At 44.0% G+C, this 12,147-nt stretch carries 9 protein-coding genes; 3 read left to right on the forward strand and 6 right to left on the reverse strand.

What is annotated here, in order from left to right; all coding sequences use genetic code 11:
• Positions 1 to 6 precede the first annotated feature (6 nt).
• The 3 genes from thiB to mpl form a co-directional block, all read right to left on the reverse strand.
• A complete protein-coding gene (gene thiB, locus OCU30_RS10700) occupies positions 7 to 996 on the reverse strand; it encodes a thiamine ABC transporter substrate binding subunit (protein WP_420856684.1) in 990 nt (329 codons plus the stop codon).
• A gap of 241 nt (positions 997 to 1,237) precedes the next feature.
• Positions 1,238 to 1,867 carry a flavin prenyltransferase UbiX gene (locus tag OCU30_RS10705; RefSeq protein ID WP_077314001.1) on the reverse strand — a complete coding sequence of 210 codons (630 nt, stop codon included), beginning with the start codon at positions 1,865 to 1,867 and terminating at the stop codon, positions 1,238 to 1,240.
• A complete protein-coding gene (gene mpl, locus OCU30_RS10710) occupies positions 1,854 to 3,239 on the reverse strand; it encodes a UDP-N-acetylmuramate:L-alanyl-gamma-D-glutamyl-meso-diaminopimelate ligase (RefSeq protein ID WP_077314172.1) in 1,386 nt (461 codons plus the stop codon). The genes OCU30_RS10705 and mpl overlap by 14 nt, the downstream gene beginning before the upstream one ends.
• A gap of 230 nt (positions 3,240 to 3,469) precedes the next feature.
• Between mpl and fbp the strand changes: the two genes are divergently transcribed.
• Positions 3,470 to 4,483 carry a class 1 fructose-bisphosphatase gene (gene fbp, locus OCU30_RS10715; RefSeq protein ID WP_077314003.1) on the forward strand — a complete coding sequence of 338 codons (1,014 nt, stop codon included), beginning with the start codon at positions 3,470 to 3,472 and terminating at the stop codon, positions 4,481 to 4,483.
• A gap of 68 nt (positions 4,484 to 4,551) precedes the next feature.
• On the opposite strand, the gene OCU30_RS10720 is transcribed toward fbp, so the two are convergent.
• From OCU30_RS10720 to tamA, 3 genes are read right to left on the reverse strand one after another with little or no spacing between them, the layout of a single operon-like run.
• Complete coding sequence (locus tag OCU30_RS10720) at positions 4,552 to 4,902, reverse strand: gamma-glutamylcyclotransferase family protein (protein ID WP_077314005.1); 351 nt, start codon at positions 4,900 to 4,902, stop codon at positions 4,552 to 4,554.
• Positions 4,903 to 4,911: 9 nt separating this feature from the next.
• Positions 4,912 to 8,676 carry an autotransporter assembly complex protein TamB gene (gene tamB / locus OCU30_RS10725; RefSeq protein WP_077314007.1) on the reverse strand — a complete coding sequence of 1,255 codons (3,765 nt, stop codon included), beginning with the start codon at positions 8,674 to 8,676 and terminating at the stop codon, positions 4,912 to 4,914.
• Positions 8,673 to 10,388 carry an autotransporter assembly complex protein TamA gene (gene tamA / locus OCU30_RS10730; RefSeq protein WP_077314008.1) on the reverse strand — a complete coding sequence of 572 codons (1,716 nt, stop codon included), beginning with the start codon at positions 10,386 to 10,388 and terminating at the stop codon, positions 8,673 to 8,675. Before tamA ends, tamB begins: the two co-directional genes overlap by 4 nt.
• Before the next feature lie 151 nt (positions 10,389 to 10,539).
• On the opposite strand from tamA, the gene msrA reads away from it, so the two are divergent.
• Positions 10,540 to 11,178, forward strand: a complete 639-nt coding sequence (msrA, locus tag OCU30_RS10735; protein WP_077314010.1) for a peptide-methionine (S)-S-oxide reductase MsrA — start codon at positions 10,540 to 10,542, stop codon at positions 11,176 to 11,178.
• Between the two features lie 45 nt (positions 11,179 to 11,223).
• On the forward strand, positions 11,224 to 11,844 hold the full coding sequence (locus tag OCU30_RS10740) for a YtfJ family protein (protein ID WP_077314011.1): 621 nt from the start codon (positions 11,224 to 11,226) through the stop codon (positions 11,842 to 11,844).
• The last annotated feature ends 303 nt before the right edge of the window (positions 11,845 to 12,147 follow it).

Here is a 12,147-nt window from a genome sequence, read left to right on the forward strand (position 1 = left end):
TACACCTTAATATGCGACCGCATGTTGCCACTCACGTATCCAAGTACGACGATGTTGTGCAACTTGCTGGGGTGGAAGCTGTAATGCATGATTAGGAACAGTTAATTGCTCGTAACCTTTTGGCATTGTTACTTTCGTCGCGGGGTACATCCAATTCGTGGTTGGTATCACCGATTGGAATGCCGGTGTCAGCATAAATTTGAGAAATTGGTTGGCGAGCTTAGGGTGTGACGTACTTTTTACTTTAGCCGCGACTTCTACCTGTAAATAGTTACCTTCCGTAAAGTTAGCCGCCGCATACTGATGCTTATTTTCCGCGATAATGTGGTAAGCCGGGGAGCTGGTATAAGATAGCACCATATCGGCTTCCCCTTTTAAAAACATCGAATACGCTTCAGACCATCCTTTTGTCACCGTGACGGTTTTTTTTGCCAATTGACGCCAAGCTTGGCTCGCGTTATCACCATAGACTGATTTCATCCATAATAATAACCCTTGTCCTGGGGTCGATGTCCGTGGATCTTCATAAATAATTCGAAGATCGGGATGTTTTTCTACCAGATCTTTAAGGCTTTTCGGAGGAGTGGGCAATTTGTTTTTATTATAAACAAACGCGAAATAACCGTAGTCAAAAGGAATAAAGGTATGATCTTGCCACCCATTGGGCACATTGACCTGCGATAACGATACTGGGCTTGGTGAAAATAGTCCTGTTTTCTTGGCTTCGACCATTAAGTTATTATCAAGCCCCAATACAACATCAGCTTTAGTATGATCACCTTCTAAACGAACGCGATTTAGAATAGAGACACCATCATCCAAAGGCACATACTGTAATGTGCAATGACATTGTGCTTCAAAGGCGGTTTTTACCTGTGGTCCTGGACCCCATTCAGACGTAAACGAATCATAGGTATAGACGGTTAACGTGGGCTTTTTCGCCCAGACAGGCGCAGAAGATAAAAGGACGACACTCGTCGCCAAAGTGGTTAATATCGGGTATTTCAAGGCTCGCTCTCCATTGATGTAGTGAGCGGCACAGGCTTGAGGGGATGTGAGAATCACAATATCGATTTTTACAACCGCACTCAATTCCTACGCCAGCATTATCTGGTTCAGGTGTTTAATCATCCTGTGATTAACGGGTTCTGGGCTATGCCCAATCTCAGCGTCACATACATGATGTGGTGTGCTCCCCGATGAGTACGCAAATTGTAAAGGTAAACAGAAAATTTAGCTACTCTGGTATTTTATTCCCATATCCCCAACGTTTAGCTAAATGATGCTCAACCCCTAGGTGATCTAAAATACGCGCAACCATGAAATCCACTAAATCCTCTATAGATTGAGGCTGATGATAAAAACCCGGCGCGGCTGGCATAATGGTCACGCCCATTTGCGAGAGTTTGTGCATATTTTCCAAATGAATGGTCGAAAATGGCGTCTCTCTTACCACCAGCAGCAGCTGCCCCCTTTCTTTTATAACAACATCCGCCGCACGTTCAATCAGGTTATCCGACATGCCGTAGGCAATCGAGGCAACACTACTAGCCGAGCAAGGACAGACCACCATTTGTTTTGGTGCCGCCGATCCTGATGCCACAGGCGAGAACCAATCTTCTTTACCACACACCACCAGCTGATGCGCCTCACATTGGAAATACTCAACCAATATTTTATGAGCAGCATCTGGCCCTGCGGGTAACTTTAAACCATGTTCAGTGGCTAACACCACTCGCGCCGCGGAGGAAATGAGCAAGTACACTTGGAACTCTTGAGCTAATAAGCATTCAAGTAATTTTAATCCGTAAGGTGCACCTGATGCCCCAGTCCAAGCTAACGTTATTTTTTTTTCATACTGCATCATGAGATGTCACCTCTATTGAGCGCTGACGTAACTCTGCCAACAGCTTGTCATGAATACCACCAAATCCGCCATTGCTCATCACTAACACTTGATCACCAGGCTGAGCGTGTTCAACAATTGAAATCATCAGGTCATTAATATCATCAAAAGTATAAGCAGACTGATGGCAATGATCGGCAATATCTTGTACTTGCCAAGCAATGTTACTTGGCTGGAATAGAAACACTTCATCGGCTTGTGCTAATGCCGACGCGATGGCTTCCTTATGGACGCCAAGTTTCATTGTCGCAGAGCGCGGTTCTAACACGGCGAGAATACGCTGTTGCCCCACTTTATTACGCAACCCTTCAAGGGTTAATTGAATTGCTGTCGGGTGATGAGCAAAATCGTCATACACCGTGACGTTATTTTCTTCGCCTTTCCATTCTAAACGGCGTTTGGTATTAACAAATTGTGCCAGCGCTTCACAAGCCACATCAGGTGTCACTCCGACATGTCGGGCCGCACTAATCGCCATAAGACCATTTTGCATATTATGATCGCCGACCAAATCCCATGTCACTTCACCCACACATTCGCCGTCAAAGTAAACTTGAAAATGGCTAGCATCGGGTGTTTGTTTTACCGCTTGCCACTGGGCACCGGTACCAGACATTTCTTGCTCGCTCCAACAACCACGCTGTAAGACATCTTGCAACGCAAGATCATCTTGAGGAGTAAAGATACGACCATTGCCAGGCACTGTTCGCACTAAATGATGAAACTGTCGTTTAATTGCTTCAAGATCATCAAAGATATCAGCATGATCAAATTCTAAATTATTAAGGATCAGTGTTCTTGGATGGTAATGCACAAATTTAGAGCGTTTATCAAAAAAGGCGCTATCATATTCATCGGCTTCAACCACAAAAAACATGCTGTCACCCAAGCGAGAAGAAACGCCAAAGTTACCGAGCACTCCACCAACCAGAAAGCCGGGCTGATAACCACAATAATCCAGAATCCATGTCAGCATACTCGACGTGGTGGTTTTACCATGAGTCCCCGCAACGGCTAATACCCAGCGCTCAGACAATAAGTGATCGTGCAACCATTGCGGGCCAGAGGTATAACGCAAATTACGATTGAGAACATACTCAACACAAGGATTCCCTCGACTTAATGCATTACCAATAATCACCAAATCGGGATGAGGCTTCAACTGCTCGGGATCAAAACCTGAAATGATCTCGATACCTTGGTCTTCTAGCATAGAACTCATGGGAGGATAAACATTGGCATCACAACCTGTTACATGATGACCTTGTTGCTTTGCTAACACGGCAAGCCCTCCCATAAAGGTACCGCAGATGCCTAGAATATGAATATGCATAATTTTTTGAGCCTCACAAGCCACTGTTACTTCTGTATTCATTATCCTGATCCACTCGATAATTGCGAGGAAAGGTTTTTCAAGACTCTGTCATTTCATTGAAGGGAAGTCGTAAAGTGAGAGATAAATAACGCACTTTCTTCATGAACTCATGTCTAATACCCTGCATTTACTTTTATTATTAGGTGACCATCCGTCACATTTATCGACTCATCATTTAGGGATATGCCATGTCAAAATTGAGAACACTAGGTGAATTTATTGTTGAAAAACAGCAGGATTTCCCTCATGCAAGTGGTGAACTCTCTTCACTACTGTCATCAATTAGTCTTGCGGCAAAAATTGTTAACCGAGAAATTAATAAAGCCGGACTTGTCGATATTACTGGCGCAACAGGTGTTGATAATATCCAAGGAGAAGAACAGCAAAAGCTTGATGCTTATGCCAATGAACAATTTAAGGCTGCGCTCGAGGCTCGTGATCAGGTATGTGGCGTGGGCAGTGAAGAAGAAGATGAAGCGGTAATCTTTACCCAACAATTGAATCAACATGCCAAGTATGTTGTCTTAATGGATCCGCTGGATGGCTCGAGTAATATTGACGTCAATGTCTCAGTCGGTACTATCTTCTGTATTTACGAGCGTCTTTCCCCCATTGGAACGCCACCTACTGATGCCGACTTCTTGCAACCTGGTCATCGTCAAGTTGCGGCGGGTTATGTCGTCTATGGCTCTTCCACTATCTTAGTTTATACGACAGGTAATGGCGTCAATGGCTTTACTTACGATCCATCGATTGGCACTTTCTGTCTTTCTCATGAAAATATGACCATTCCTAAAGATGGTAAGATTTACTCAATCAATGAAGGAAATTATATTCGTTTTCCTCAAGGCGTTAAGCAATACATTAAATACTGCCAAGAAAGTGTTCCGGCGGAACATCGTCCTTATACATCGCGCTATATTGGCTCTCTCGCCTCAGACTTCCACCGTAATTTAATTAAAGGTGGTATTTATCTATACCCGAGTACAGAAAGCCACCCTCAGGGTAAGTTACGCTTATTATATGAATGTAACCCGATGGCCTTTATTGTCGAACAAGCGGGGGGGATTGCAACCGATGGTAATACACGAATCCTCGACATTGTTCCCGATGAACTGCACCAGCGAGCTCCACTATTTCTGGGCTCAACCAATATGGTTAACACAGCCCATGATTTTCTAAAAGCTCATCCTGATAAGTAAACACATCTCAAAAAAGCCCCCATTATGCTAAGCACAGTGGGGGCTTTTTATCGACAACAGATTGAGCATTAGCGTCGCTGTAACCAATCTCCAGAGGCAATTTCATGCTGAAGTGCTGCATTTTCTTGATATAAATAAATCCAAGCTATACCAAAACAGGTCTCTATTTGCTCGCGCCGGTATTCCACTGGCACATCTTCTAATATATCGAGCTGAGCTAAGGTGGCGTCCTCAATCACATAGACTTCACCAGCAATCGTATTATGGCCTTCCACTAACCCTGGATATTCACCTAAATCATACAAGGTATATTCTGGCTTAGTATCAAAAGTACCTAAACACTGACAGTTGGCCAAATACTCATGATGAGCTTCACCACGGCGTAGCGTGCCATAGACAAACACTAAATGCTGCTGCATGGTCACTCCTTAATTAAATTCAAATTGATACAGTACATCAACGGCACTACTCAAGCCTGACACTGCCTCGATATATAAATCCTTCATTAAGCGATAGCGAATCGTAAACTCACCCACTGAGTTAAAAATACCGACTCCATACTTCACTTGCAAACCCGGTAGAATGTAGCCACTAACGGTAACTTGTGAATCATCCCCAGCGCCTTTAGTATCTAACTGTAAATCACGTACACCCACCGCGTTGCCAATTTCACCGACTAATTTACCGCTTTGGGCAAGGCTGAGCCCGATTAAGGTCGTCGTCATAGGATCGCCGCCATCTTCACCATCAATATTCTGCCCACGTAGCAAGTAGGATAATGCATTCGCTTGAGGCATGGCGGGCTCAGAGAATACGGTTACTTTAGGCGCATCAACAGAGCCCGTCACCTTAATCCCTGCCGTAACATCATCTTCCGTATTATCTGGGTTACGAATCGCGGTAATAGAAAGATACGGTTTGTTAATCGGTCCATTGAGCATCACCTTGCCTTCTTTGATGATCAAGTCTTGACCAAATGAGCGATAAGTACCATCCGTTAAGTTGACCTCTCCACTAACAAACGGCCCTTTATCATTCTGAGTCACTTTGAGGCGACCATTGAGGCCCGCCTGAAGACCGAAGGCATCCAAATTAAAATCATTGCCAATATCCACAAATATTGATGTTTCTACTTTGAATGGCAGGTTTTGCTGCGGATCGATAGGCTGCATTTTTTTGTCTAACAGCACTTGATCTTTGGACACATTAATCGCACTTGGTGGCAGTTTTTCAACCTTAACGTTACCGCTTGGCAAGCTAACATTACCGGTAATCTTAGCTTCACCAGGATGCAGGGCTAACGTCAGATCAGGCACGATTTCAGCGGTAAGTATGGGCTGCATCGTCACTTTTAAACTCCCTTGAGCCCCAACATGTGCATTGACCGCCCAATTTGACATATCGCGCCAATCTGCGTCACCACTCATGGTTAAGTCGCCTTCCTTGGTGGAGGCGTTGGCATTTAATTGCGCCGTATAGCCATTAAAGTCAACCGCAACTTTTCCGCTATTCACATCCACAGGTGAAATATCCCCATGCACTTCAATATCATTGACCGCTAGTTGTCCATTAACCTTAGGATGCAATACATCACCAGAAAATGATAAATCGGTTTCAATCGACGAAGCAACGCGGCTATATTCGCCAAACTGACTGGCTAAGAAATCCAAATTAAATGGCGTCAATTTCAGATGTCCCTGCATGGTTTTATCTGTTTGCGTGACATCTGGAATCGTGATATCTCCAGTTAATTTACCGTTGTCAGTCACATCCACCAGCCAGTTTGCGGTCAGTTTATTCTCTGAAAGATCGGCTTTAATATTGACCTTATTCCAACCTAATGTCATCGGCTTATTAAGCTGTTGGACGACTTTACCTGCCGTCAGATCCACATTGGCCGTTACTTGAGGTGCTTGATTAGGACTCCACGTTGCTTGGAGGTTAGCTTGTGCTTGACCTTGCAATTGTGTCGTTTTGGGTAAAAATTCACTCAATTCAGCAAAGTTCACCCCATTAATTGACACATCAACATGCCCCTTTTTACCCAAGGTGGCATCTTTATTTAAACAAATAGAAGCATCGCTTTGACGCCAACAATGTGCATCAACGGCAACAGTCTGCTGCTGACCATTCACCTTTAAAGGTAATGGCTTACTCAAACGCCAAATACTTGAGTGAGCTTGAATATCCCAGCGAGCAACCTCGCCTTGCCACACCATGTCATCTCTGTCTTGCAATGACCCAGATACCGCTAAATGCGTTTGCATTTGTGGTTTATCAGCAACCACATCCAATGTCACTAAATGGTGCTTTTCGGTCCCAGAGGCCGAGAGATCAATCGTTGAAATATGCTGTTGCTGATACGTTAATCCCGTCGCGTTGACATTAAGATCGATCTTTGGAGCCACTAAAGGCGCAACAGTTCCAGAAATAGACACCTTATCTAATGATGCCAATTGTTCCCATGCCAGCGATTTTCCTTTTAACGCCAACTGAACATTGGGCTGCTTCATTACGCCTTGCAGGTACAATTTCCCCGTAATCGCGCCTTGAGCTTGCTTAAGGGATTGATTAAGGTCAGGCATATTCAACGTCACCGCCATATCCCACCGATCACTCAACGATCCTTTAACTTCAGCATGATTAGGACCGTGAGAAAGATCTAATCCACTCGTAGCCACATACACAGCGCCATTGCCTTCGGTATCGCGAGCTTCTAGTTCGCCCTGCACGTTCAACGGTGATTGACGTAACTGACCCGTTAATGACAACTTAGGAACACTGACTTGCCAACCACCTTGCTGGGTTAAATGACCTGATGTTTGCAGCTGACCTTGGAGCTTTCCTGGCACATCTGGCCATTGCACACCGGGTTGAATATTCTTGAGTGCAATATGACCTTGCCATTGTACGGTGTCTTTCCAGCTCGCTGATGCATCGGCGGACACTTGCCCTTTCAATGTCTCCATCAACATATGCTTAATATCGATGTGGTATAAGCTGCCCATCCCCTGCATAGCTACCTGAGTATCAGGAATTGTCTTACCGCTAATACCACTCTTTAAGCTAAATTTGTACTTGGATAAATCGCCGTTAATCGTCAAATTAGAGGGTTGCACTTTATAATCAGCAACGCCGTCTAGAGGCCATTGACCCTGAGTGTTGGTCAGATTAAGTTCAAACGGCATGGCTGAGGTCATCAGTGCTACCTTGCCTTGTATTTGGCTGCTCAATGGGCCCTGTAGCTGCGCCTGTAATTGTAACTTAGCTAAACTGCCCGATGCTTTCACATCAAAAGCTTGGCCATCTAAAGGCTGACCTTGGGTCGCGCCTTTTAACGAGATATCTAATGGGTAGTTACCAGCCAATTGCGCGTGACCACTTAACTGTGCGTGACCCTGTGGGCTTTTTACTGCCAACGTCTCGATCTTCACTCGATCGTTGACGGCCTCTCCCTTTAACCCTAAGTGATCAATCACCAGCGGCGTCGATGATAACCATTGAAAATCATACACATCGAACTGCTTTACATACACATTGAGAGGCAGGGTTATTTTCGCCAGTGCTAACTGAATATCTTGCGCTTTTACCGGCTTAGAGGAGGCTTGCGATTGTGTTGCTGGCTGCGTTTTCGGTACGCTTAAACGAATCTTTTTCCAGACTGATTTATCTAAATGTAGCGCATTGCCACGCATAAACGCACGCAGTGCTAAATGCTGCCATTGCAACTTAGTGCCCATAATATCGAGATCAGTATTGTCAGCGTTGATCCCACCAATATAAATAGGGATTGGCGTGGCAATGCTGACAGGACCGGTGTCTTGCGGTGGTGGAGCGTCCTGCTTGGTCTGCGTCAGTGTCAAAGTAACACCTTGTGTATTGAGATGCTTAATACACACCGCTGCATCCATAAAGCAGTCAGCTTTTAATCCTAATTGTATATCTTGAGCTTTAAAATCAACGCCCAGCTTTTTATCGACATAACGAACATCATGTAACGTAAAATCGGGGAATAGAGCGCCGTCGGTTTTCCCGACTTTGAGTTGTGGTACAAACTTCTGCGCACCATACAAAGCGGTTTCCAATCCCGTATTAGTAAGAAAAAGACCTGCAATCAAACACACCATAATAAGCAGCAAAATAGCGGTAAAAATAGAGAAGATCTTGGTCCATTTTAATGCAACATGGATCATAGCTCAGGTCCTAAAGTAAAGTGAATGCGGAACTGATCGCCTGGATCTTCATCCAAGCCCCAAGCAAAATCTAAACGTAGTGGGCCAACTGGTGATACCCAACGCACACCAAAACCCGTGCCAGTTTTCCAGTCAGGAGTCGTGTCAAAAGCATCGCCGGTATCCACAAACACAGCGCCCCACCAATCTCCGGTAATCCGATATTGATATTCTAAACTGCTGGTCACCATATACTTAGCGCCCGCTAATGCCCCTGTGGAATCACGAGGTGAAATGGATTCGTACCCATAACCCCGGATACTACTATCACCACCAGCAAAGAAACGCAGTGAAGGCGCAACACGAGCAAAGTTTTCTGCAAAGTTAGCGCCACCATTGACTCTTAACAAACCACGATGATTACTACCATAAGTACGAATCCAAGAGGTGCCAGCTAAAACTCGTAAAATTTGAGTTTCAGAAAATAAAGCCGGATCACCATACTCAAGCGTAATGCTCTGTTTATCTCCCCAAGTAATCAACGAATCGGTGACACGAGTACGTGTGCGAGTAAACGTCATACCAGGTAAAACAAAGTGGCCCACATCATCTAATTCTCCTTGTTGATAATTTTCAATAAGGTAGCGAGTAAATAAAGTTCTATGCCAACCATCATCTAATCGCCAATGACGTTCAACAGATAAATTCGATTCAATACTTTTCGTATCACGATCATCAACATGTTTCATCCCGTAAGATAAACGATAATATTGATGCAATACATCTTCTAAAGGAATGTTATATCCTAAGGTTACCGCCTGTTCTGGACCTGAAATGGAAAAACGACTGTCAAAGCTATGGCCGTACTTATTCACCCAAGGCTGCTTCCAGCTTAATGTCATACGTGGGCCAACATCAGTCGAGTAGCCCAATCCTGTTTCAATCTGATTACGCGCTTGCGGAGCCAGAGACACTTTGACAGGTAAATCTCGCTCTGAATCTAAATGTGATAAATCGGGTTCTACAAGAACAGAAGAAAACCATTCCGTACTAGAGAGGGTTTGATTAAAACGCCCTACTTTACGAACATCATAGGGTTCGCCTTCATGATAAGGCTGCAAAGAGGCCACCCGTTGCATTTCAATCTGACTGCCTTCGATGGTCGTCTTGCCAAAGTTATACCGGATCCCACTATCAAAATGTAAAGTAATCGCCGCTTCATTTAATTCAGGAGAAACGCCTAAACGACTGGTATCATAGTGACCATTAAAGTAGCCTTTTTGTAAAGCTAAGCTGCTAATATCACTTTTCAGATTGTCATACTGGCTATGATTTAACGCTTCGCCAACTTTCAAACCACTATTTTTGATAAGGTTAAGAAAGTCTTTGTCATCTTGAGCTTCACCAGAAATATCAATATCTAATTGCTTGATCGTCGTGACAGGCCCAGCACTCACATGGATAACGAGTTCGTCTTGATCATCAGACACGGAAAAGCGTACGGTAGGATGATAATACCCTAACGCATTAAGCGCTTGCACAACCTCTTTTTTGACGCGAGACTGAAACCTGAGAGTTGTTGAATAGTCTTTTTCAGGAATTGCGGCAAGGTAACTATTGACGTTTTTTTTTAATGGTCCAGCTAAACCTTGCAGATCCAGATCTACATCAGCGAGAGAGGGGGCAGAAAAAAACGTTAGCAAGATTAACGCTGGTAAAGAAGGACTTCTCATGCTTAATTAAGGGCACCGTAATTTATTGGGTTCCAGAGACTAGTTTACATCATACCGATAAACATCAAGTCAGTCTGTATGAGAACAGTCAATAATCTACTTTAATACAATATAAAACGTCGATAATCGTCAACCACTAAGGATAGAGCAAATGCTAGCAAAACAAGTGATGATCACGGCTGATAATGCGCTTCCTGGGCGTACCACACCTTTAGCCTTGAACGATACACATTTTGTCAATCAAACCCAGCTAACCGCACAGCCATCAAACGACCAAGAGGTCATAATCCTTGGCATGGGGTGCTTTTGGGGAGCAGAACGTCTGTTTTGGCAATTAGAGGGCGTCATTTCCACTTCTGTCGGGTATGCAGGCGGCTTTACTCCCAACCCAACCTATCAGGAAGTCTGCTCTGGAGAAACCGGGCATACAGAGGTGGTACGTGTCATTTACGATAGCAACCTTTTATCAACCCAGCGGCTTTTGAATTACTTTTGGGAAAATCATAATCCGACACAAGGCATGCGGCAAGGTAACGATATTGGCACACAATACCGCTCAGCGATTTATTATGTTAATGACGAGCAAAAAGCGGTGGCAGAACAAACCAAGCAAGCCTATCAAGATTTACTTTCTCATAATGACTATGATGCGATTACAACCACGATTGAGCCTGCAGGCCATTATTACTATGCAGAAAATGCTCATCAACAATACTTAGCAAAAAATCCCCAAGGATACTGCGGTATTGGTGGCACTGGTCTCTGTTTTCCACCCAGCTTACAGGACTAACTCATCACACACCTTGCTGGAACTCTTTCAGCAAGGTATTGACTAATGATCATTGCTCCCCTACACAAACTGATTATTCTCGTGTTTACTTGGCTCAATTGCTGTGCAACTTTCTTACGCTACTTACTGACGGTAGCAACAATACTCTTCTCTAGTCTGGGGTATACTCAAACGATGGCTATCGGTGATGAAATACCATCGGTTTCGGTTCAGCACTTAGGTGAGATCCACTTACAACAGAAACAAGTCGTCTTTTCACCATGGTCTAGCCGCGCTTTACTCGGTAAAGTCCGTATTATCCAATTAGTTCCCGGCAAAGCGGATGCGCGAACATTAAACCAGCACCTTATACACGCGATTTCACGCGCAGAGTTTGATACAACACAGTACCAAACCACGACGATTATCAATGCAAATGATGCATTTTGGGGGACAGAGATGTTTGTCAAATCATCGGCAATGGCGCTCAAAAAACAATACTCATGGATGATGGTAATTTTTGATGAAAATGGTCAAGTCGCTCAGCGCTGGCACTTAACTCACCATGAGCAGTCCACACTCGTCGTCGATAGGAAAGGGAAGATAAAATTTATAAAACGTGGTCGTCTTGATGATCATACGATTAATACATTGATACACATAACGAGCGATCTGATTCATCACTAAAATTTCAAAGCTTTTATATATTAGACTATCAAAAAATAGTAAGTAATTACTTACATTGTAAGAGCCTTATCTCTATACCAGCACTATAGTGCGGTAACCAACACCTCATTAGTCTATAGGAAGGCAAAAGAACAGAGTGTGGAGACGTCAGTCGTGTCGACGGATGACGTTCTAATAGAGATAGCTCGATAAATAAATTAATACCGCTATATACGACACAAAAATCATCCCTATCGATAGATGCTTTCGCGCTTTAAGCTCATTCCTCATACTGGCCTCCAAAATGTTTAACAATTTTAACAA

The sequence above is a fragment of the Vibrio palustris genome (assembly GCF_024346995.1).
GTDB lineage: Bacteria > Pseudomonadota > Gammaproteobacteria > Enterobacterales > Vibrionaceae > Vibrio > Vibrio palustris.